Raw genomic sequence first — 20,841 nt, 5'->3', positions numbered from 1 at the left:
GGGACGGACCATGGCTAGCATCACCCATGCAGTAACGGCACAGGCCGGCTGGCGTGATTATCTGGAACTGACCAAACCCAAGGTCGTTGCGCTGATGATCATTACCTCGGCCATCGGCATGCTGCTGGCCAGCGACAGCGCGGTACCCTGGAGCACCTTGCTGCTCGGTAACTTGGGGATTGTCCTGTGCGCAGGCTCCGCAGCGGCCATCAACCATGTGGTAGATCGGCGTATCGACGTACAGATGGCCCGCACCCAGCGCCGCCCCCTGGCCCAGGGCCGCGTCGAGCCACTGAATGCCGTGCTCTTTGCCATGTTACTGGGCAGCGCAGGGCTGGCCGTGCTGCTGTCCTGGACCAATACCCTGACTGCGGTGCTGACCCTGGGCTCGCTGCTGGGCTACGCTTTGGTCTATACCGCCTTTCTTAAACGTGCCACGCCGCAGAATATTGTCATCGGCGGGCTGGCCGGTGCCGCGCCGCCCTTGCTCGGCTGGACGGCCGTGAGCGGCCAGATCGATGCTGGCGGCCTGCTGCTGGTGCTGATTATCTTCGCCTGGACCCCGCCGCACTTCTGGGCGCTGGCGATTCACCGCAAGGCCGAGTACGCCAAGGTCAACATTCCGATGCTGCCCGTCACCCACGGCGAGCAGTACACCAAGCTGCATATTCTGCTGTATACCTTTATGCTCTTGGCCGTGAGCCTGCTGCCCTTTGTGATCCACATGAGCGGCCCGCTCTATCTGGTGGCCGCGGTGGTGCTGGGCCTGCGCTTTATCGACTGGGCGATTGCCCTGTTGCGCAACAGCCGCCCACATGCGGCCATCAAGACCTTCAAATATTCGTTGTGGTACCTGCTGTGGCTATTTGTGGCGCTGCTGCTGGACCACTATATCGAGGTGGCTGGATGGCTTTGACCGGGGTACAGAAAACCGTTCTGGTATGTGTGGCAAGCATTGCGCTGGTGGTTGGCGCCGTGGTCAACAAGGTAACCCGTCCAGCGCCGCTGGACCGCAACGCCCTGCAGCAAGCCGGGGTCTATCTGTTCGACAGCCCGCGCGCCCTGCCCGAGGTCAGCCTGCGCTCTGCTGCCGATCAGCCCTGGGGGCTGGATGACCTGAACGGCCAGTGGGATCTGCTGTTCTTCGGCTACACCTTTTGCCCGGATATCTGCCCGACCACCTTGGCCGAGCTACGCCAGCTGATGCAAAAACTGCCTGAACAAACCCAGACCCAGCTGCAGGTCACCTTGGTCAGCGTGGACCCAAACCGCGACACACCGGAGCAGCTGGCAAGCTATCTGAGTTTCTTTAACGCCGGCTTTGCTGGCGCCACCGGTGACAGCGATCAGCTCGCCACCCTGGCCAAGGCGCTGTCGATCGCCTATATCGAGCCAGACACCAGCAACGAAAACTATCTGGTCGACCACAGTGGTCAGGTGGTGATCGTCGACCCTCAGGGGCGCTATGCCGGCTTCATCCGTCCGCCATTGAACATCGACCAGCTGGCCCAGTGGCTGCCCCGCATCATGGCGGAGCAGTAGGGTCTGTTGCCGCTCCGCTCACCGGCCTGCCGAGAGCCCCTGTTCGACTAGGCGCGGCGTGGAATCGCCAGCGCCAGCATGAACAAGGCGGCCGCGCAGACAACCACCGAGGGGCCCGCCGGCGTATCCAGCTCCCAGGACAATGCCAGCCCGCCGAGTACCGCCAGCATGCCCAGCACGCTGGCCCCCAACGCCATCTGCTCCGGCGTACGGGCGTGGCGCTGCGCTGCCGCCGGCGGAATGATCAGCAGCGAGGTGATCAGCAGTACGCCAACCACCTTCATCGCCACCGCGATGACAATCGCAATCAGCAACATCAATGCCAGGCGGATAGCCGTGACCGGCAGCCCCTCAACCCGCGCCAGCTCTTCATGCACCGTGATCGACATCAGGCTGCGCCAGAGCCACCCCATCAGCACCAGTACAATCAGCAAGCCGCCGATCATCCACGCCAGCTCGCTTGAGGTGATGGCCAGCAAGTCGCCGAACAGGTAGGCCATCAGGTCAACCCGCATGTTTTCTGCCAGGGCCAGGACCACCAGCCCCAGCGACAGGGTGCTGTGGGCAAGAATACCCAGCAAGGTGTCGCTGGCCAGCCACTCCTTGTGCTGCAGGGCGACCAGCAGCACCGCGATCAGCACGCAGCCCACCGTCACCGCCACCGTCAGATTGATATCCAGCAACATGCCCAGCGCCACGCCGAGTAGTGCCGAATGGGACAGGGTGTCGCCAAAATAGGCCATGCGCCGCCAGACTACGAAGGAGCCAAGCGGGCCGGCCACCAGCGCCAGCGACAGCCCGGCCAACAGGGCGTACAGCAGAAAATCAGGCATGCTTGCAACCAGGTCCGTGTTCGTGGGGCACCACTTCGCCGTGCAGATCGTGGCCGTGGTCGTGGTGATGGCTGTAGACAGCCAGGGCGCTGGCCTGCTCGCCAAACATGGCGACAAAGGCCGGGTCGGTGCTGACCTGCTCCGGATGCCCGGAGCAGCAGACGTGTCGGTTGATGCACACCACGGTGTTGGTCGTGGCCATCACCAGATGCAGGTCATGAGAAACCATCAGCACGCCACAGCCATAGCGGTCGCGCAGCCGGGTAATCAGTTGATACAGCTCGATCTGGCCATTGACATCGACGCCCTGCACCGGCTCGTCCAGCACCAGCAGGTCGGGCTCGCGCAACAGCGCACGCGCCAGCAGGATACGTTGCAGCTCACCACCGGATACTTGCTGCAGCGGCCGTTCCAGCAAATGCTCGGCGCCCACGTCGACCAGCGCCGCCTCCACCGCCGGCCGCCGCACACCCGGTACCAGCAGCAAAAAGCGCAGTACCGTCAACGGCAGCGACGGATCAACCTGCAGTTTCTGCGGCATGTAGCCGATGCGCAGACGCGGCCGCCGACGCACCTCGCCGCTGGTTGCCTTGAGCAGGCCAAGCACCACCCGCACCAGACTGGTCTTGCCTGCGCCGTTGGGGCCGATCAGGGTGACAATCTCGCCAGGCTGAACGCTCAGGTTGACGTTTTCCAGCACGTCAGTCTCGTTCAACCGCAGGCTGACGTGCCGCAGCGACAACAACGCGTCGCTCATGCCGCCGCCCGGCAACGCGCGCACAACCCGCTCACTTCAACAGTTTCACTGCTGGCGACAAAATCATGCGCCGCAGCCGCACTGGCGATCGCCTCACTGATGCCCGACTCCTCCAGCTCGATGGCCACGTGGCACCCCAGACAGATCAGAAAATGCCCCTGATGGCGGTGCTCCGGGCTGGGGCAACCGATAAAGGCGTTAAGCGACGCAATACGGTGCACCAGCCCCTGCTCCTGCAGAAAGTCCAGCGCGCGATAGACCGTCGGCGGTGCCGCGCGGCGGCCGTCGTCACGGGACAGGGTGTCCAGAATGTCATAGGCGCCAAGCGGTTTGTGGCTTTGCCAGACCAACTCCAGCACCCGCTTGCGCAACGCGGTAAAACGCACACCCTCACGGGTACACACCTGTTCTGCAGCCTGCAGGGCATGGCTGACGCAGTGATCGTGGTTGTGCGGTGCTTGAGGGTCGGAAAGGTGGGGGGGGTGGCTCATCGGGCTGCCTCGCTGGCTGCGCCCCGGCACCAATTGGCGACAGGGACTGTTCAGAGGTCAATGACCTGTTATCATATAACGCTTTTGCGTTTCGAGGAATTCCCCATGTTACTACGCTTGCTGTCGGCTTTGGCCGCAGGTTTGCTGCTGTCCTGCTCGGCTTTCGCCGACAGTCGGGTACTCACTACCATCAAACCGGTACAACTGATCAGTGCCGCGCTGCTCAACGGCATCGATGAACCAGCCGTTCTGCTGCCGCCGGGCGCCTCACCTCACTCCTTCGCCTTACGGCCGTCAGACCGCCGCGCACTGGCGGATGCCGAGCGTATTTACTGGGTCGGGCCCAATCTGGAGCGCTTCCTTGAGGACGTCCTGCACAACGCCGCCAATGCCCGCGAGCTGATGGACGTGCCCGGCCTGACGTTGCGCGAGTATGCGGAAGAACATGCCGAGCATGGTCATGACCATCACGACCACCACCACGACGAAGGCAGCCTGGACCCCCACATCTGGCTGTCGCTGGACAACGCGTTGGTCCTGGCACGCTGGATGAAGCAGGACCTCGCGCCGCTGTACCCCGAACAGCAAGCGCAGCTGGACGCAAACCTGGCGCACTTCGAGCAGCAGGTGGGCGAGCTGGAGCAGGCCTTGCAAGCGCGCTTTCTGCCACTCAAGGACAAGCCCTATTTCGTTTTTCACGACGCCTATGCGTACCTGGAAGAGTATCTGGGAATCAAGCATCGCGATGTATTCAGCCTGTCACACGAGGTACAGCCTGGTGCACGCCACGTCAACGAGCTGCGCGCCAAGCTGCGTGACGCCGGTCGCGCGTGTGTCTTCAGCGAGCCCCAGTTCACCCCGCGCCTGGTCAATAGCCTGACCGCCGGACTGCCAGTCGAAAGTGCTCAGCTGGACCCCTTGGGTGCGGACACGCCAGCCAGCGCCGACGGCTACGTGCACATGCTCAGCACCTTGACCGACAATCTCGGCGGCTGCCTGGAAAGCCTCTGACCCTGCATGGCCGACGTCCCGCTGCGGACGTCGGCCAGCTGCCCGATACCTCAACGCAGCCAGCGTCCGCGTAGCCGCCACCGCCAGAGCGCCCACCCCCAGATTGCCAGCTCGAGCAAAAACACCCAGTGGACGATGAAATTGAGCCACCAGGGCTGATAGCGCGCGGTGACCGTGACCAGCGAATAGCGCTGATCGACAAATGGCGCGAACCACCAGACGTCTCCCGCCAGGCTGTCCAGCACCACATGCAGCAGGCCGCCCAGACTGAACATCAGCAGCAACCAGGGCGCAGCCAGGCGTCGACACAGCGCCAACCAGCCCAGTGCGCCCGACAGCAGACACAACCAGAGCAGCGGCCAATGGGTCGCATAGCGGTGGTGGTGGACCATGCCGTGGTCAACGAAGAAGAAGTACAGCATGTCAAAGTCGGGGAAGATGCCGCCCAGGGTACCGGCAATCAGCAACCAGACGGGACGCACCGGCGTACGGCGCAGCGGCGACAACATATAGCTTGAAAGGATGTAACCAGACGGCAGATGGGCAATCAGCATGGACCAGCGCCTGTTCGGCAGTGAAAGGGCAGGCCGTATGAGGGCCCGGACAGCACTCTGACCACGAAGCTGCCGGCCGGTTCTGAACGCTCTCAGTCCGAGGCGAGAAACTGCATCAAGGTAGCGCGCTGCGCATGCCCAGCGAGCCAGCTCTTGATCTCCGCCGCCCGGGCCGCATCAGCGGCACCGACCTGCTGCTCCAGGCGCTCGCGCTTGAGCTGGGCCATTTTTTCGCTGCGCACCCGCCGCTGCCATTGCTCGGTAAATACCGCCGGCAGCTTGTGCGCCAGCTCCAGCGACTTCAGCAACTGCCACTCGCCGCCATCCAGCCAGGCTTCGTCACAGCGACCACACAGATCAATCCGGCTGGCCAGCGCCCCCGAGACCGAGAACTTGGTCATCAGGCCGCTGCACTTGGGGCAGGCCAGCGCGGCCTTGGCGTCTGCCTCCTCCACCACCTCGGTGGCGACCTCCCCATCCGCCAGCGGCGGCTCGTTTCGCTCCACCCAATCACGGTAATAGAGCAACGACAGCAACGACCCTGCGCACGCGGGGCAGCCCATCGCGGGCAAACCCTCTTCGACCTTGCTCGCCTGCAGGCGGGTATTTCGACACTTGGGACACTGCATAGGATTACCTTTCCGTCCTTGAACCACGCGGCGACTTGCCGCTTCCTCGGGGCAGCAGCTTAGCCTTTGGGGAGCAATAGCAACAAGCCTGAGTTGCCCGGGCGAAGCTGGGCAGCAGCCAGATGCCTGCCGCTCTGAAAGCCGCATTTGTAGCGTTTTTTTCCATGCACTACATTTTTGAATACAAAATGACGACGTTTTTGTACACAATATGCGACCGTTCAGCGCAGATGGTCGTGGCGGCCCGGTGTCGGCTGCGCTGCGAAGGCGGAACAAAACGTGCAAGCGCAACGGCGAGGGCTGTCAGGTTCAGCAGCCTTGCCCGGTACCCACAACAAGACGCAAGGAAAGGCCCATGGCTAACGACGACTTTCAGATCCGCGACATCGATCCGTCGCTCCACAACGAAGACCTGGCACCGCTGCCGCCGGGCAAGCGCAGCTGGGGCTGGTTCGAGATTTTCAACGTCTGGTCCAACGATATTCAGAGTCTGTTCGGCTATACCCTGGCTGCGACCCTGTTCATCTCCTATGGTCTGAGTGGCTGGGCGGTGCTCGCCGGTATCGTACTGGCGGGCTTTATCGTCATGGGCCTGGTGCAGCTGACCGGCAAGCCGAGCGTCAAGTACGGCATCCCGTTTCCGGTCATGGCGCGCTCCAGCATGGGGGTTCGCGGTGCCAACTTCCCCGCGGTGGTGCGCGGCATCGTGGCGATCTTCTGGTATGGCGTGCAGACCTACTTCGCCTCTACCGCGGTAGCGCTGCTGCTCAACGCCCTACTGGACTCACCGGCAGATGCCGGCACCTTTCTTGGCATGACCGCTATCGGCTGGGTCTCCTACTGCCTGGTCTGCGCCTTTCAGGTACTGCTGTTCGTACGCGGGATGGAGTGGATTACCCGCTTCCTCAACTGGGCCGGCCCGCTGGTGTATGTGGTGATGATCGCGCTGATGCTGATCATCTGGTATCAGGCAGGACCCAGTCTGCTGAACGAGCTGGGCAGCATCTTTGCGGGCAGTGGCGAGTACGCCGCAGGCCCGGTCGCCGCCTTCTTTGCGGTGGTTGGCACCATGGTGGCCTACTTCGCCGCCGTGGTGATCAACTACGGTGACTTCGCGCGCTTCGTAAAAAACGAGCAGCAGATGACCAAGGGCAACCTGCTGGGCCTGCCCGTTAGCCTGGCGATCTTCTCCTTGATTGCGCTGGTGATCACCGCCGGCACCGTGGTGGTGTTTGGCGAAACCCTGACCAACCCGACCGATATCGTCGCCCGCGTCGACAGCCTGACGCTGACCATCATCGCCGCACTGACCTTCTTTGCCGCGACCGTAGGCATCAACCTGGTGGCCAACTTCATTCCGCCCGCCTACGACATTGCCAACCTGGCCCCGTCACGCATCAGCGCCCGCACCGGCGGCTTCATCACCGCGGCCATCGCGTTCTTCATCGGTGCGCTCTGGGTTGCCTTCATCAGTGAGGTCGGCATCGCCGCCTTTGTCGACACCCTGGGCGCCATCCTGGCACCGTTGTATGGCATCATCGTGGCCGACTACTACCTGGTCCGCAAACAGCAGCTGGATCTGCAGGATCTGTTCAGCGCGCGCGAGCAGGGCGCCTACTACTTTGACGGCGGCTGGAACCGCAAGGCGCTGATTGCCTTTGCCGTGGCCTCGGTATTTTCGGTGGCCTCGGTCTGGGTGCCGGCGGTCAGCCAGCTGCACGGCTACGCCTGGCTCCTGGGCGCGCTGATGGGCGCCGTGCTGCATTACCTGCTGATGCGCAATGCGCCCGTGCTGCAGGCGTCCCCGCGCCAGAGCTAGACCGAACCCGCGCCGGGGTTCTCCCGGCGCCTGGCTACAAACGCTGCAGGGCCACCTCGATGGACTGGCTGGCCTTGCGCAGCCACACCTTGGTGCGTTGACGCTCCATCATGCTCAACTGCGCACCAGTACTGCTCTTCTGATTGATCGCCGACCAGAAGCTCAGGGCCAGCTTGTCGATGCGGTGCAGGGTGCCGACGTGCAGCTCGGGAATATCGACCACCGCCAGCAACCGGGGCGCCGCCGCCTCCGCCACCACCTGATCAATGTCGCTGAAGTCACTGCCGCAGCCATGGTTTCTGACCACCACACAGGGCATGAGCGCGCCGTACTTCTGGGCGAAGGTGCGCAACAGCATGACCGAGTCCCGTCCGCCATCGACCACGTACCAGAACAGCGTATTGACCCCCAGCTCATCGCACATCTCCAGTACTCCGCTGTCCTCCAGCCAGCGATCCAGAAAGCGCTGACTCTGCGCGGGCAGGTCCACCAGCAGCTGCTTTTCATCATCCTCGCTGGCCATCTCGATCAACTGATCAATGCTCTCGAAGTCGTCCAGCACAATCGGCTGGGTGAACTCGGGATAGTAATGGGTGAGGGTGGCGTGGGACTGGTCAGCATCGAAGCCGGCATACAGCAGACCGTTGTCGAGGAAGTACTGGGACAGCAAGCGCGAAACGACCGACTTGCCGACCCCGCCTTTCTCGCCACCGACGAAGTGAATGGTACTCATGAACGCGTCCTGTGCAGGGCTGGGAAAGAAAATCCAATGCGAAATATAGGCCAGCAATGCGTCCGGACTGTGACGTCTAGCGGCTGCGCAGCGCCGCCCAGGTTTTCTCGCCGACGATGCCATCCACCAGCAGGTCAGCCGCCTGCTGGAACTGCATGACCGCCAGCTCGGTCGCCGGGCCAAAGTCGCGGTCAATCGACAACCGATAACCCCGGCCGACCAGCAACTCCTGCAGCGCCTGCACGGCATCACCAAAAGAGCCTCGGCGCAGGGCCACCGAGGTGCCGCCCTGTAGCTGCGACACCCGCAATCCCTCCATGGCCGCCAGCGCGGTCTTGGCCTTCTGCAGGTACTGACGCCGGTCGTCCAGACCGTTGAGGCCACCATTCACCAGCCGGGTGGCACGGATCAGGTCGTCACGATCAGCCGCGTTGTTGATCTGCCGGGTCTGCCAGTACTCGCAGGCAATCTTCAGCGAGGTCAGCGGCTCGGCGGCCAGCGCCGGCTCGGCCTCCAAGGGCAAGCGCAGGCGCTCGCCCATCTGCCGATAATTGGCCCGCCCGGTCAGCTGGATCAGACCACGCCCCTTGTAGCGCCGCCCATCGCCGCGCTCGGTATTGCCCAGATCGCGCCGGCCCTCGTAGGCCGCGCCGCTGGCAAACTCCTCGGTAGTGCGGAATCCTGCACACTCGTGGGTCACCTGCGCCATGAAATGCGCGATACGCAGGCGGGAGTCGATGCCGTAATGGGCAAGGGTCGGCGCAAAGGCGGCGGATATGTCGCCGACGATGCGGCGCTGAGCGTCCGCGCGGGCGCCGGAAAAACGGGGAGAAACAGCGAGGATAAAGGCTCCGTCGACGGGAATCATGGTGGCAGCTCCGTTAGGCAACGGCACTGCCTGACGACGCCGCTGGGTTAATGCCTAACCAGATTAGCTGCTATCACCTAGAGCGCCAGCGGCAGCCCAACAGCAACTACCCGATGCTGCAGCAGCAGGCGGGCAAAGTGCTGCGGGTCTTTCACCAGCACGCCGTCCTGCCCGGCAAACTCCTCGGCTGCAATCTGCCGCGACAGCCAGAAGCGCAGTGCCGCCAGACGCAACATGGCCGGCCAGCACTCGGCTTCAGCAGCGGTGAACGGACGTCGCGCCGCGTACCCGGCGAGCAGGGCGCGAACCCGGCGGGGCATCAGGGCACCATCGTCACCCAGACACCAGTCGTTGACGGCAATGGCCACGTCGTACAGCATCCAGCCACTGGCTGCGTTGTAAAAATCGATCACACCACTCAGATGGTGGCCGTCAAACAGCACGTTGTCACGGAACAGGTCCGCGTGCAGTACCGCCCGCGGCAGACCCGGGTCCTGTCGTCGCCAGTGCACCAGCTGCTGCAACAGCTCCTCCAGCGCTTCGGCCAGCGGGCCAGCCTGCTGCTGCAACTGCTGCCGCGCCTGATCCTGCATCCAGTCCACACCGCGCTCGTCCGGCCGCGCCAGCGCAGTATCGCGAGTCGCCTGGTGCAGTTGCGCCAGCCAGGCGCCAACCGCTTCGCAGTGGCTGGCGTCCGGCTGACCGACATGCCCACCGGCCAGCCGGGGCTGCAGCAGGGCCGGACGCCCCTTGAGCTGATGCAGACACTGACCGCTGCGATCAGCCACCGCATAGGGCACCGCCAGCCCGGCCTGCTGCAGACAGGACAGCAGCTCGACCAGAAACGGCAATGCCGCCGGATCGCCGCGCTCTACCAGGGTAAGCACAAACTCACCGCCCTCGCAGCTGACAAAGAAATTGCTGTTCTCGCTGCCGCCGTCGATGCCCTGGTAGTCAACCAGCCGGCCCAGACTGAAACCGGCAATAAAGTCTTCCAGCTCAGCCCGCGCCAGCGGGGTAAACACAGACACGGCTCAGGTCACCACTCGAAGATCTTCCAGGAGGGAATACGCAGCCCCTCGGGCTGGTCTGAGCGCACGTAGTTGCCGTCGTCATCTACCGCCACCAGGTAATAGGGCGCGCCGCTGGTGGGGATAACCTTGATGGCATAGAGAAAACCGTTGACGCGGTATTCTTCCACAGTGCGGTCGCCTTCCTGACGGATGGTCACCTCAGGGTCGCCCGGTACCGCGTCCTGCGCCATGACCGAAGCACTGCCCAACAACAGCGCGGCGGCCAATCCAAAGCCCGTTCTACGAATCATGGTAGTCTTGTCCTTTGCCTGAATGATGCCCTCATTCTAGCCCCATTGGCTCCGGAATTGTTGACCTGACGCATGACAGACTCCACACCCCTCGTCCTGGTGGACGGTTCGTCCTACCTTTATCGCGCCTTCCACGCGCTGCCACCACTGACCACCAGCAAGGGGCAGCCGACCGGCGCGGTGAAAGGCGTGCTGAACATGCTGAAAAGCCTGCTCAAGCAGTATCCCGACAGCCCGATCGCGGTCGTATTCGACGCCAAAGGGCCGACCTTCCGCGACGAGATGTTCGAGCAGTACAAGTCGCACCGCCCGCCGATGCCGGATGATCTGCGCTCGCAGATTGAGCCTCTGCATGCCGCCGTGCGCGCGCTGGGTCTGCCACTGCTGTGCGTCGATGGCGTGGAAGCGGATGACGTGATTGGCACCCTGGCGCGCCAGAGCGCCGACGCCGGCCGCGCCGTGGTGATCTCCACCGGTGACAAGGACATGGCTCAGCTGGTCGATGACCACATCACCCTGGTCAACACCATGACCAACACGGTGATGGACATTCAGGGCGTACACGACAAGTTCGGCATCGGCCCGGAACTGATCATCGACTACCTGGCGCTGATGGGCGACAAGGTCGACAACATTCCCGGTGTTCCCGGCGTGGGCGAGAAAACCGCGCTGGGCCTGCTGACCGGCGTCGGCGGCGGTCTGGACGTGATCTACAATAACCTGGACAAGGTCCCGGAACTGGCCATTCGCGGCGCCAAGAAGCTGCCCGAGAAGCTCGAAGAGCACAAGGAGATGGCCTACCTCTCCTACCAGCTGGCCACCATCAAGCTGGACGTGCCACTGGAAGTACAGGTCGACGCGCTGCAGCCCAGCGCCGCCAACCGTGAAGCGCTGATCGAGCTGTATCGGGAAATGGAGTTCAAGAGCTGGCTCGACGATCTGCTGCGCGAAGCCAAGGCCGAGGGTCAGGCCGGCAGTGCCGACGAACCCGCCGAAACGCAACAGAACCACTACGAAATCATTACCGAGCAGGCCGACTTCGAGCGCTGGCTCGGCAAGCTGGCGGCTGCCGAGCTGTTCGCCTTCGATACCGAAACCACCAGCATCGACGCCCAGCGTGCCGAGCTGGTTGGCGTGTCGCTGGCGGTCCAGCCTCACGAGGCCGCCTATATCCCGGTTGCCCACAGTTATATGGGCGTACCCGACCAGCTCGACCGCGATCAGGTACTCGCCGCGCTCAAGCCCTATCTGGAAGACCCGGCCAAGGCCAAGGTCGCCCAGCACGCCAAGTACGACATCAACGTACTGGCCCACTACGACATCCGCGTGCAGGGCGTGGCCTTCGATACCATGCTCGAGTCCTACGTGCTGGACGCCACCGCTACCCGTCACGATATGGACAGCCTGTCGCTCAAGTACCTGGGCCAGGGCACCATCAAGTTCGAAGAGATCGCCGGCAAGGGCAGCAAGCAGCTGACCTTTGACCAGATCGCCCTAGAGCAGGCCGGCCCCTACGCCGCAGAAGATGCCGATGTGACCCTGCGCCTGCACCAGACCCTGTGGGCCAAGCTGCAGCCACAGACCTCGCTGGCGCGCGTACTGCAAGAGATCGAGATGCCGCTGATGCCGGTGCTGGCGCGTATTGAGCGCAACGGTGCACTGGTCGACGCCAAGCTGCTGGGCCAGCAGAGCATCGAGCTGGGCGAGAAGATGGTGGCGCTGGAGCGCCAGGCGTTCGAGCTGGCGGGCGAGGAGTTCAACCTCGGCTCACCCAAGCAGCTGGGTGCCATTCTGTATGAAAAGCAGGGCCTGCCGGTGCTGTCGAAAACCGCCAAGGGCCAGCCCTCGACTGCCGAAGCGGTGCTCGCCGAACTGGCCGAACAGGGCTTCGAGCTGCCGCAGGTGATCATGCAGTATCGCAGCGTCAGCAAGCTCAAGAGCACCTACACCGACCGCTTGCCGGAGCAGATCAACCCGCGCACCGGACGCATTCACACCTCCTATCATCAGGCGGTAGCTGCCACCGGCCGACTGTCGTCCTCAGACCCTAACCTGCAGAACATCCCGATCCGCACCACCGAAGGCCGGCGCATCCGCCAGGCCTTTGTCGCCCCCAAGGGCTACAAGCTGCTGGCGGCCGACTACTCGCAGATCGAACTGCGCATCATGGCGCACCTGGCTCAGGACGCTGGCTTGCTGGATGCCTTCAAGCACGATCTGGACGTCCACCGCGCCACCGCTGCCGAAGTGTTCGGCGTCGAGCTGGACGAGGTCACCGGCGACCAGCGCCGCAGCGCCAAGGCGATCAACTTCGGCCTGATCTACGGCATGAGCGCCTTCGGCCTGGCCAAGCAGATCGGCGTCGACCGCAAACAGGCCCAGGCCTACATCGACCGCTACTTCACGCGTTATCCGGGCGTACTCAGCTATATGGAACGGACCCGCGAGCAAGCCAGCGAGCAGGGTTACGTCGAAACCCTGTTCGGCCGCCGCCTGTACCTGCCGGAAATCCACGCCAAGAACCAGGCCATGCGCAAGGCCGCCGAACGCACCGCCATCAACGCGCCGATGCAGGGCACCGCCGCCGACATCATCAAGCGCGCGATGATCAAGGTAGAAGCCTGGCTGAACGACAGCAGCCTGGATGCCCGCGTCATCATGCAGGTACACGACGAACTGGTTCTGGAAGTACGTGAAGACCAGATCGACGCCGTCACCCAGGGCCTCAAGGAGCACATGGCCCAGGCCGCCGAACTCGACGTGCCGCTGGTGGTTGAGGTAGGAGTGGGTGATAACTGGGACGAGGCGCACTAGCGGCGGCCCTTTGGGCCGAGCTGCAAGCTTCAAGCCGCAAGTTAAACCCGCAACATTCGACCTTGCGCGGGTTTAACTTGCGGCTTGAAGCTTGCCGCTGAAAACGGCAGCGCCTAAGCGCTGCCGTTTTCATAACCAACCCATCTAAAACTTTTTTTGAACTTATCCCGAACCTACCCGGTCAGACCTTATGAACGGCTTGAGAGCCATTCATGCTCCTTAGATGTGATTTAGTGTTGGCAGAAAAACCGGGCACTCCCTTTCCTAGCACAGCCCGGTTAGTTAACCCCGAGCCTCCCTCCCCATAGAAGCTCGGGGTTTTTTTTGCCTGACATTCAGGGTCTGATGCGGTTGCGCTCACCCGCCTGCCGGCGGCCGTTGATCAGCCAAAGACTCTAGCCTTCGCCACCGTCTTGCTCTGCCGGGAACAGCCACTGCGCCAACCGCCCGTGGGCCTCATCAATGCCCATGCGCTTGGGCGAGGAGAACAGCTGGACGCTGGCATTGGAGCCCAGTTCCTTGCGCATCCGCGTCTGAACCTTGAGCAGCGCATTCTTGGCCGCGCCAAAGGCCATCTTGTCGGCCTTGCTGAGCAGCACATGCGCCGGGATGTCGCTCTTGCGCGCCCACTCGAGCATCATGCAGTCAAAATCCGACAGCGGATGACGCAGATCCATCACCAGCACCAGTCCGACCAGACTCTGACGTCCAGTCAAATAGGCATCCAGATGCTGCTGCCAGTGCGCCTTCAGCTCCAGCGGTACCTTGGCGTAGCCGTAACCGGGCAGATCCACCAGGCGACGTTCGTCATCCAGCCGGAAAAAGTTGATCAGCTGCGTACGCCCCGGCGTCTTGGACGTGCGTGCCAGACGCGCGTGGGTCAGGGTATTGAGGGCGCTGGACTTACCCGCATTGGAGCGGCCGGCAAAAGCCACTTCCAGCCCCAGATCGGGCGGGCACTGGGACACCAGGCTGGCGCTTTTGATGAAGGTAGCCTGCTGACAGAGGGAGACGAGAGGGGTGCTGGAGGACATGGGATTCCCATTGAAGCCGGCGCAACAGGCCGGACACTGATGACGTTCACGTTTGCGGCCCGCTTAGTATATAATGCGGCGGTTGTGGGAAGCACTGACCAATTGCCTCGGCTCGTGTCAGGCTCAAAAGAGGCCTGCCGGTCAGGCTGTGGTCCAGGGTGCGGCATTTCAGCCATTGCACCGGGGCCAGTGCGCCGCTAGCATGAGCACAAAATCAAGGTAGCCTGCGCTGGATAACGCGGTCATCAAGGCCGGACAGCAGGCAAAGCCAACACGTTTTCTTTTAGCCGTTATTGGATTAGCCGATGAATAAATTACTCGTTAGTCTGGTGTTGACCCTGGGTGTCGCCACGAGCGCGCACGCTCTTGAGGGCAACGCAGAAGCCGGTCAGGGCAAGGTCGCCGTCTGTGGCGCCTGTCACGGTGCAGACGGCAACAGCCCAGCCCCCAACTTCCCCAAGCTGGCTGGCCAGGGTGAACAGTATCTGCTCAAGCAGATCACTGATATCAAGGAAGGTCGTCGCGTCGTCGTCGAAATGACCGGCATGCTGGACGGACTGAACGAGCAGGACCTGGCAGACATCGCTGCCTACTTTGCTTCCCAGAGCATGACGCTGGGCGTTGCTGATCCGGCCCTGGCCGAACGCGGCGAAGCCATCTTCCGTGGCGGCAATCTGGACACCGGTCTGCCGTCCTGCACTGGCTGCCACTCTCCGACTGGCAAGGGTAACCCGCCGGCCTCCTACCCGCGCCTGGCTGGCCAGCACGCCACCTACACTGCCAAGCAGCTGACCGACTTCCGTGAAGGCAACCGCACCAACGACGGTGACGCCGCCATCATGCGCACCGTTGCCAGCCGCCTGAGCAACAAGGATATCGAAGCGGTTTCCGCCTATATCCAGGGCCTGCGTTAAGCGTAAGCGCTTGTAACAAATAAAGGGCAGCCAGCGGCTGCCCTTTTTTGTGCCCGCACGCTTTGTATCTGGTAATCACGGAATCTTTGTTCTACTGTCGGGTCTCACATCCGTCATCACCCCGTTTTGGAGTTCTACATGCGTGCGTTGTTCAGCGTTGCCCTGATCTGGCTGCTTGGCAGCTTTGCTCTGGCCCAGGCCCAGGAAGCCCCCTACCAGGCTGGCGTGCATTACGTCGTCCTACCGACCCCGGCCGCGACCGCCGACCCGGAGAAGATCGAGGTGGCAGAGCTGTTCTGGTACGGCTGTCCGCATTGCTACACGCTGAACCCGATGGTCACCGAGTGGAGCAAGACCCTCCCCGACGACGTGGTCTTCCGTCCGGTACCGGCCATGTTCGGTGGCGCCTGGAACACCCACGGCCAGCTGTTCTACACCCTGGACAGCCTGGGCAAGCTGGAAGAGACCCACGACGCCGTCTTCAACGCGATTCACAAGCAGAACAACCGCCTGGAAGATGAAGACGCCATGATCGACTTCCTTGAAGCCTACGGCATCACTGAAGACGAGTTCCGCAAGGCATGGAGCTCCTTCGGCGTGAAGAGCCGCATCGATCAGGCCACCCGCCTGGCCCGCTCGTACCGCGCAACCGGTGTACCCTGCCTGATCATCAACGGCAAATACCGTATCGAAGGCCAGATGGCCGGCAGCTACGAAAACATGATGAAAATTGCCGAATACCTGATCGAGCAGGAACGTCAGGCCACCCAGGGCTGATCCATGCTTTCGGTCGGCAACATCAATGGTCGCCGCACCACCCGGGGTCACATGGCCCCGGGAGAGCTGCGCACCAATGAACACTGCGCCAACGACCGGCAGCCGCTGCCCGATGTCCTGCGCCTGCTGAGCTTCAATATCCAAGTCGGCATCAATACCCAGCGCTATCACCACTACCTGACCCGCAGCTGGCAGCATCTGCTGCCCCACGCCGGACGCCAGCAGCAGCTGGGGCGCGTAGCGCAGTTGCTCAACGAGTTTGATCTGGTCGCCCTGCAGGAAGTCGATGGCGGCAGTCTGCGTTCCGGCTTCGTCAATCAGGTGGAGCACCTGGCCCGCGAAGGGGCCTTCCCCTACTGGTATCAGCAGCTCAACCGCAACCTTGGGCGCTTTGCCCAGCACTCCAACGGCTTGCTCAGCCGCTACGCGCCTGACCTGCTGGAAGACCATAAGCTGCCGGGCATCCTGCCGGGCCGTGGCGCCATCCTGACGCAATTCGGCCAGGGCGAAGAATCGCTGCTGGTGGTCATGATGCACCTGGCACTGAGTACCAAAGGGCGCGCGAACCAGCTGGCCTACGTGCGCGAGCGCATCGCCGATCACCGCCATGTAGTGCTGATGGGCGATATGAATACCCACGCCGAGGACTTGCTGGAACACTCGCCGCTCAAGGGCGCCAACCTGCAGGCACCAGACCTGCCGGGCACCTACCCGAGCTGGCGGCCGGCACGCGTGCTGGATCATATCCTCATCAGCCCCAGCCTGGAGATCGATCGGGTCGACGTGCTGCCGCAAGCCATCTCCGACCATCTGCCCGTCGCCATGCATATCAAACTGCCAACCAGCCTCTGTCAAAGCTAGCCAGCCACCCCACATACCCTATAATCTCTGGGAATCAACCCCGGAGCCATCATGTCGGACACCCAGCCTAACACCCACGGCTCTTCCCGCTATTTCGAGTCTGAGGAACAGACCGAGCTGCTGAAACGTGGCCTGGTGCGCGTCAGTATCGCGGCTGCGGGCATCGACCCGCTGCTGGACAAACGGCTGAATGAGCTACGCCGCGCCCTGCGCTCGGACGCGCCTGCGCACCTGCTGGGCGAGCTGCTGCCCGACCTTGAGCGAGCCGTGCTGGCTGCCGACCAGAACCGTCAGCAAGCCTCCAGCGACACCAGCAAGGCAGTGCACAAACTGATCGAACAGCTGCAGGAGTGTGAGCCCCCGCGCGAGGTGGCCCGCGCACTGCGCGCGCTCGAGCGTCAGCTCGGTGAGCTTGCCGAACTCCCACGCAAACTGCCCTCGCTGCTGGGTGAGTTGCAGCAACTGCAACAGCAAGCCCTGCAGCACAGCGAAGAGCAAAGCAGCAGCGGTCTCTGGTCCCGCCTGTTGCGTCGCAAGCAGCGCGCAGAGCTCCAGGCAGGCCCGCTCAGCGACGATGAGGTAGCAGCCCCCGCCGCCGAGCAAGCGGCCCAGGACAACACCGTCGCCTCACCGCCACCAGAGCAAGAGCAAGAGCAAGAGCAGCCCGCCGACAGCGCCAGCAATATCAGCGGCGAGGAGCAGCACTTTTCCCAGCTGGCGGCCCATATCGAATCGATTCTGCTGCGTCTGCTGAGCGAACTGCAGGTACTGGAAACCCAGCAAGCAGCCCGCGACCGGCTGCGCGAGCAGGTCAGCAAGGGCCTCAACTGGTATGAACTGACCGCCGCCCTCGACGCCCTGTGCGACTTGGTGCTGGGCGCCCAGCAGAGCCGCCAGGCCGACTTTGAGCGCTACCTGCTGCAACTCAATGAGCGCCTGAGCCAGTTCCAGGGCAACCTGGAAGAAGCCCAGAACAGCTACAGCGGCTCGCTGGACGCCGAGCGCGAACTCAGCGGGACCATTCGCGGCCAGGTGCAGGTGCTCAATGACAGCGTGCGCGATGCCGACGATTTGAGTTCACTCAAGGCCAACGTTGAAGCCCGGCTGAACTCGCTGCTGGAGAATATCGACAAGGCCCGTGAGCTGCGCGAGGCGCGCGACAGCGAAGTCGCCGAACGCCTGAGCACCATGGTCGAGCGTATCCAGGCCATGGAGGTAGAGGCACAGACCTTCCGCCACCACCTTGAGGAGCAACGCCAGCAGGCGCTGATCGACAGCCTGACCGGCCTGGCCAACCGCAGCGGCCTGCAGCAACGTATGGACGAAGAGTTTGAACGCTGGCAACGCTACGGTGGCCGCCTGCTGCTGGTCGTGCTGGACGTCGACCACTTCAAATCGATCAACGATCGCTTTGGCCATCTGGCCGGCGACAAGGTGCTGCGCCTGATCGCCCAGCAAGTGTCTCGGCGCCTGCGCAAGACCGACTTTATCGGGCGCTTTGGTGGCGAGGAATTTGTCATCCTGATGCCCGGCGTCAGCCCGGAACAGGGCATCGTCGCCCTGGAAGAGCTGCGTAGCGGTATCGAAGGCACGCCCTTCCACTTCAAGAGCGAGCCGGTGCCGGTCACCATCTCCCTGGGCTTCACCGAGTTCACCCGGGGCGACTCGCTGGACAGCGCCTTTGATCGCGCCGACAAGGCGATGTATCAGGCCAAGGAATTGGGCCGCAACCGAGTGGTGCACGCCGCAACGTCATGAGTCTGCTATTCCCTCGTTTACGCACCCTGCTGGCTCTGTCCGCAGCCCTGCTGACAGGCTGCACCACCGGCCCCGCCATCGACACCCGTTACCAGGCCCGCAGTCAGGACAGCCGGGTGCAGTACGTGGTGCTGCACTACACCTCGTCGGGTTTCGCGCGCTCGCTGTTCAGCCTGACCCAGGGCGACGTCAGCAGTCATTACCTGATCAGTGATGGTGAACCGGTGATCTATCAACTGGTGAACGAAAACCGCCGCGCTTGGCATGCCGGCGACAGCAGCTGGCAAGGCCGCACCTGGCTGAACGCCAGCACCATCGGCATCGAAATGGTACAACCCGGCTACACCGACACTCCGACCTGCCGTCAGTGGCACCCCTGGGCGCAACCGCAGATCGATGCATTGATCAGCCTGCTCAAGGGCATCCAGCAACGCCACCAGCTGCCGCCAGAAGCCATCCTCGGCCACAGCGATGTCGCGCCACAGCGCAAGGTCGACCCCGGCCCGCTGTTCCCCTGGGCGCAGCTCGAAGCGGCTGGCCTGGCCACCCGCGTTGACCCGCAGCGCGCCGAGGTCATGCGCCACTGGCTGATGGGACGCGTTCCCTCGGTGACCTGGTTCCAGCAGGGCCTGCAGCGTTGGGGCTACGCCGTCCCGGCCCATGGCAGCCTGGATGAGGCCACGCGCAACGTGATTGCCGCCTTCCAGATGCGCTTTCGCCCGGCGCGCTTTGACGGCTTGCCCGACAGCGAGACCGCCGCGTTGCTCGCTGCACTGGTGCCGCAGCAGGGCAGCGAGCTGCTCAATGACCCCGCCCCTCAGTGGTATCAGCCCGATCAGGCTCAGCTCAGTCCACGGCTGCCACCCTGCACCGCGGCGGACTGATCAGGCATGCTGAACTGGATCTGGCTCGGCTTTTTCATCAGTGCCTTTGCTGCCGCGCTCTGGCAATGGCTGGGGTTGGGCGACGCCGAGGTGTTCAGCCGCCTGGTGACAGCGCTGTTCGATATGGCGCGGCTGAGCGTGGACATCATTCTGGTACTGGTCGGCACCATGACCCTGTGGCTGGGGTTTCTCAATATTGCCGAGCGCGCCGGGCTGATCAACCAGCTGGCGCGACTGCTCACCCCGTTGTTTCGCCGACTGATGCCGGAGGTGCCGGCAGGGCACCCGGCGCTGGGCCACATCACCATGAACTTTGCTGCCAACGTGCTCGGCCTGGACAACGCCGCCACGCCCATCGGCATCAAGGCGATGCATTCGCTGCAAAGCCTGAATCCGAGCAAGGAGACCGCCAGCAACGCGCAGATCCTGTTTATGGTACTCAACACCTCGTCGCTCACGTTGCTACCGATCACTGTGTTCATGTACCGCGCCCAACAAGGTGCCAGCGACCCGACCGAGGTGTTCCTGCCGATCCTGCTGGCCACCAGCGCCTCCAGTCTGGTTGGTCTGCTGAGCGTTGCGCTGATGCAGCGCCTGAAGCTCTGGGACCCGGTTGTGCTGGCCTACCTGGCGGGTGGCGCCGCCGCGCTCGGACTGCTGCTGACCACCCTCGCCGGCCTGTCGGCCGAGGCGCTGGCGGCCACTTCCACACTGGTCGGCAACCTCACCCTGTTCGGTATCGTCATCGCCTTCTTGCTGATCGCAGCCCTGCGCAAGGTCAACGTCTACGACAGCTTTATTGAAGGCGCCAAGCAGGGTTTTGAAGTCACCATCTCACTGCTACCGTTTCTGGTTGCCATGCTGGTCGCCGTCGGCGTACTGCGCGCCAGCGGGGTGCTCGACGCGATACTCGACGCCATTCGCTGGCTGGCGGAAGGGCTCGGCTGGGACACCCGCTTTATCGATGCGCTACCGACCGCCTTCATCAAACCGCTATCGGGCAGCGGCTCACGCGCCATGATGATCGAAACCATGAACACCTTCGGCGTCGACAGCTTCCCCGCCCAGCTGGCCGCGACCTTCCAGGCCAGTACCGAGACGACCTTCTACGTGCTCGCCGTCTACTTCGGTGCCATCGGTATCAGCCGCGTACGCCACGCACTGGGTTGCGCGCTGCTGGCCGACCTGGCCGGCATGCTGACGGCCATCGGCGTCTGCTACTGGTTTTTTGGCTGACA

21 protein-coding genes are annotated in these 20,841 nt (G+C 63.2%); 11 read left to right on the top strand and 10 right to left on the bottom strand.

Annotated elements, in window-relative coordinates:
- The first annotated feature begins 10 nt into the window (after nt 1–10).
- Nucleotides 11–916 (top strand): heme o synthase, encoded by a 906-nt coding sequence (gene cyoE / locus ASB58_RS13420; RefSeq protein WP_118131217.1) that lies wholly within the window; start codon nt 11–13, stop codon nt 914–916.
- Complete coding sequence (locus ASB58_RS13415; RefSeq protein WP_096005338.1) at nt 913–1,542, top strand: SCO family protein; 630 nt, start codon at nt 913–915, stop codon at nt 1,540–1,542. The genes cyoE and ASB58_RS13415 overlap by 4 nt, the downstream gene beginning before the upstream one ends.
- Before the next feature lie 47 nt (nt 1,543–1,589).
- Here the strand turns inward: ASB58_RS13415 and znuB are convergent, their stop codons facing one another.
- Genes znuB through ASB58_RS13400 form a run of 3 tightly spaced genes read right to left on the bottom strand, consistent with a single transcriptional unit; the run spans nt 1,590 to nt 3,623 of the window.
- Nucleotides 1,590–2,375, bottom strand: a complete 786-nt coding sequence (gene znuB / locus ASB58_RS13410; protein ID WP_096005252.1) for a zinc ABC transporter permease subunit ZnuB — start codon at nt 2,373–2,375, stop codon at nt 1,590–1,592.
- Nucleotides 2,368–3,132, bottom strand: a complete 765-nt coding sequence (znuC, locus tag ASB58_RS13405; RefSeq protein WP_096005337.1) for a zinc ABC transporter ATP-binding protein ZnuC — start codon at nt 3,130–3,132, stop codon at nt 2,368–2,370. Before znuC ends, znuB begins: the two co-directional genes overlap by 8 nt.
- Nucleotides 3,129–3,623: a Fur family transcriptional regulator gene (locus ASB58_RS13400; RefSeq protein ID WP_118131216.1), complete on the bottom strand. Its 495-nt coding sequence runs from the start codon at nt 3,621–3,623 to the stop codon at nt 3,129–3,131. Before ASB58_RS13400 ends, znuC begins: the two co-directional genes overlap by 4 nt.
- Nucleotides 3,624–3,728: 105 nt before the next feature.
- On the opposite strand from ASB58_RS13400, the gene ASB58_RS13395 reads away from it, so the two are divergent.
- Nucleotides 3,729–4,634 (top strand): zinc ABC transporter substrate-binding protein, encoded by a 906-nt coding sequence (locus ASB58_RS13395; protein WP_118131215.1) that lies wholly within the window; start codon nt 3,729–3,731, stop codon nt 4,632–4,634.
- Nucleotides 4,635–4,684: 50 nt separating this feature from the next.
- Here ASB58_RS13395 and ASB58_RS13390 read toward each other — a convergent pair whose 3' ends face one another.
- Together ASB58_RS13390 and ASB58_RS13385 are read right to left on the bottom strand one after the other, a co-directional pair.
- Entirely contained in the window at nt 4,685–5,188 is a 504-nt protein-coding gene (locus ASB58_RS13390; protein WP_118131214.1) for a metal-dependent hydrolase, read from the bottom strand.
- Nucleotides 5,189–5,280: 92 nt separating this feature from the next.
- Nucleotides 5,281–5,817 (bottom strand): TFIIB-type zinc ribbon-containing protein, encoded by a 537-nt coding sequence (locus tag ASB58_RS13385; protein WP_118131213.1) that lies wholly within the window; start codon nt 5,815–5,817, stop codon nt 5,281–5,283.
- A gap of 355 nt (nt 5,818–6,172) precedes the next feature.
- On the opposite strand from ASB58_RS13385, the gene ASB58_RS13380 reads away from it, so the two are divergent.
- The gene (locus tag ASB58_RS13380; RefSeq protein ID WP_096005247.1) at nt 6,173–7,636 is read left to right on the top strand and encodes an NCS1 family nucleobase:cation symporter-1; all 1,464 of its coding nucleotides are present in this window, start codon (nt 6,173–6,175) and stop codon (nt 7,634–7,636) included.
- A 34-nt stretch (nt 7,637–7,670) separates the two neighbouring features.
- Here ASB58_RS13380 and ASB58_RS13375 read toward each other — a convergent pair whose 3' ends face one another.
- From ASB58_RS13375 to ASB58_RS13360, 4 genes are all read right to left on the bottom strand, one after another.
- A complete protein-coding gene (locus tag ASB58_RS13375) occupies nt 7,671–8,369 on the bottom strand; it encodes a P-loop NTPase family protein (protein ID WP_118131212.1) in 699 nt (232 codons plus the stop codon).
- A gap of 76 nt (nt 8,370–8,445) precedes the next feature.
- Nucleotides 8,446–9,237 (bottom strand): peptidoglycan-binding protein, encoded by a 792-nt coding sequence (locus ASB58_RS13370; RefSeq protein ID WP_118131211.1) that lies wholly within the window; start codon nt 9,235–9,237, stop codon nt 8,446–8,448.
- A 77-nt stretch (nt 9,238–9,314) separates the two neighbouring features.
- Nucleotides 9,315–10,268 carry a homoserine kinase gene (locus tag ASB58_RS13365; protein WP_118131210.1) on the bottom strand — a complete coding sequence of 318 codons (954 nt, stop codon included), beginning with the start codon at nt 10,266–10,268 and terminating at the stop codon, nt 9,315–9,317.
- Nucleotides 10,269–10,276: 8 nt separating this feature from the next.
- On the bottom strand, nt 10,277–10,501 hold the full coding sequence (locus ASB58_RS13360) for a DUF2782 domain-containing protein (protein WP_235827309.1): 225 nt from the start codon (nt 10,499–10,501) through the stop codon (nt 10,277–10,279).
- Nucleotides 10,502–10,633: 132 nt separating this feature from the next.
- Here ASB58_RS13360 and polA point away from each other — a divergent pair, with 132 nt between their 5' ends.
- Entirely contained in the window at nt 10,634–13,375 is a 2,742-nt protein-coding gene (gene polA / locus ASB58_RS13355) for a DNA polymerase I (protein WP_118131209.1), read from the top strand.
- 395 nt (nt 13,376–13,770) lie between these two features.
- On the opposite strand, the gene yihA is transcribed toward polA, so the two are convergent.
- Nucleotides 13,771–14,409 (bottom strand): ribosome biogenesis GTP-binding protein YihA/YsxC, encoded by a 639-nt coding sequence (gene yihA, locus ASB58_RS13350; protein ID WP_118131208.1) that lies wholly within the window; start codon nt 14,407–14,409, stop codon nt 13,771–13,773.
- 305 nt (nt 14,410–14,714) lie between these two features.
- Here yihA and ASB58_RS13345 point away from each other — a divergent pair, with 305 nt between their 5' ends.
- The 6 genes from ASB58_RS13345 to ASB58_RS13320 all read left to right on the top strand — a co-directional run bounded on the left by ASB58_RS13345 (nt 14,715) and on the right by ASB58_RS13320 (nt 20,839).
- Nucleotides 14,715–15,323, top strand: a complete 609-nt coding sequence (locus ASB58_RS13345) for a c-type cytochrome (protein WP_096005240.1) — start codon at nt 14,715–14,717, stop codon at nt 15,321–15,323.
- 138 nt (nt 15,324–15,461) lie between these two features.
- Nucleotides 15,462–16,100: a thiol:disulfide interchange protein DsbA/DsbL gene (locus ASB58_RS13340; RefSeq protein WP_096005239.1), complete on the top strand. Its 639-nt coding sequence runs from the start codon at nt 15,462–15,464 to the stop codon at nt 16,098–16,100.
- Nucleotides 16,101–16,151: 51 nt separating this feature from the next.
- Nucleotides 16,152–16,961, top strand: coding sequence for an endonuclease/exonuclease/phosphatase family protein (locus tag ASB58_RS13335; RefSeq protein ID WP_118131412.1), 810 nt, complete (start codon nt 16,152–16,154; stop codon nt 16,959–16,961).
- A gap of 51 nt (nt 16,962–17,012) precedes the next feature.
- Nucleotides 17,013–18,719, top strand: a complete 1,707-nt coding sequence (locus ASB58_RS13330; RefSeq protein ID WP_118131207.1) for a GGDEF domain-containing protein — start codon at nt 17,013–17,015, stop codon at nt 18,717–18,719.
- Nucleotides 18,716–19,603, top strand: coding sequence for an N-acetylmuramoyl-L-alanine amidase (locus ASB58_RS13325; protein WP_118131206.1), 888 nt, complete (start codon nt 18,716–18,718; stop codon nt 19,601–19,603). Before ASB58_RS13330 ends, ASB58_RS13325 begins: the two co-directional genes overlap by 4 nt.
- Before the next feature lie 6 nt (nt 19,604–19,609).
- Nucleotides 19,610–20,839, top strand: coding sequence for a spore maturation protein (locus tag ASB58_RS13320; RefSeq protein WP_118131205.1), 1,230 nt, complete (start codon nt 19,610–19,612; stop codon nt 20,837–20,839).
- The last annotated feature ends 2 nt before the right edge of the window (nt 20,840–20,841 follow it).

It is taken from the genome of Pseudomonas abyssi (genome assembly GCF_003444685.1).
GTDB classification, from domain to species: Bacteria; Pseudomonadota; Gammaproteobacteria; order Pseudomonadales; family Pseudomonadaceae; genus Halopseudomonas; species Halopseudomonas abyssi.
This window is presented reverse-complemented; position numbering and strand designations above follow the sequence as displayed.

Coding starts and splice junctions, on each gene's coding strand:
- cyoE (WP_118131217.1), top strand. CDS start 11: ATGGCTAGCATCACCCATGCAGTAACGGCACAGGCCGGCTGGCGTGAT.
- znuB (WP_096005252.1), bottom strand. CDS start 2,375: ATGCCTGATTTTCTGCTGTACGCCCTGTTGGCCGGGCTGTCGCTGGCG.
- znuC (WP_096005337.1), bottom strand. CDS start 3,132: ATGAGCGACGCGTTGTTGTCGCTGCGGCACGTCAGCCTGCGGTTGAAC.
- ASB58_RS13400 (WP_118131216.1), bottom strand. CDS start 3,623: ATGAGCCACCCCCCCCACCTTTCCGACCCTCAAGCACCGCACAACCAC.
- ASB58_RS13395 (WP_118131215.1), top strand. CDS start 3,729: ATGTTACTACGCTTGCTGTCGGCTTTGGCCGCAGGTTTGCTGCTGTCC.
- ASB58_RS13390 (WP_118131214.1), bottom strand. CDS start 5,188: ATGCTGATTGCCCATCTGCCGTCTGGTTACATCCTTTCAAGCTATATG.
- ASB58_RS13385 (WP_118131213.1), bottom strand. CDS start 5,817: ATGCAGTGTCCCAAGTGTCGAAATACCCGCCTGCAGGCGAGCAAGGTC.
- ASB58_RS13380 (WP_096005247.1), top strand. CDS start 6,173: ATGGCTAACGACGACTTTCAGATCCGCGACATCGATCCGTCGCTCCAC.
- ASB58_RS13375 (WP_118131212.1), bottom strand. CDS start 8,369: ATGAGTACCATTCACTTCGTCGGTGGCGAGAAAGGCGGGGTCGGCAAG.
- ASB58_RS13370 (WP_118131211.1), bottom strand. CDS start 9,237: ATGATTCCCGTCGACGGAGCCTTTATCCTCGCTGTTTCTCCCCGTTTT.
- ASB58_RS13360 (WP_235827309.1), bottom strand. CDS start 10,501: ATGGCGCAGGACGCGGTACCGGGCGACCCTGAGGTGACCATCCGTCAG.
- polA (WP_118131209.1), top strand. CDS start 10,634: ATGACAGACTCCACACCCCTCGTCCTGGTGGACGGTTCGTCCTACCTT.
- yihA (WP_118131208.1), bottom strand. CDS start 14,409: ATGTCCTCCAGCACCCCTCTCGTCTCCCTCTGTCAGCAGGCTACCTTC.
- ASB58_RS13345 (WP_096005240.1), top strand. CDS start 14,715: ATGAATAAATTACTCGTTAGTCTGGTGTTGACCCTGGGTGTCGCCACG.
- ASB58_RS13340 (WP_096005239.1), top strand. CDS start 15,462: ATGCGTGCGTTGTTCAGCGTTGCCCTGATCTGGCTGCTTGGCAGCTTT.
- ASB58_RS13335 (WP_118131412.1), top strand. CDS start 16,152: ATGGCCCCGGGAGAGCTGCGCACCAATGAACACTGCGCCAACGACCGG.
- ASB58_RS13330 (WP_118131207.1), top strand. CDS start 17,013: ATGTCGGACACCCAGCCTAACACCCACGGCTCTTCCCGCTATTTCGAG.
- ASB58_RS13325 (WP_118131206.1), top strand. CDS start 18,716: ATGAGTCTGCTATTCCCTCGTTTACGCACCCTGCTGGCTCTGTCCGCA.
- ASB58_RS13320 (WP_118131205.1), top strand. CDS start 19,610: ATGCTGAACTGGATCTGGCTCGGCTTTTTCATCAGTGCCTTTGCTGCC.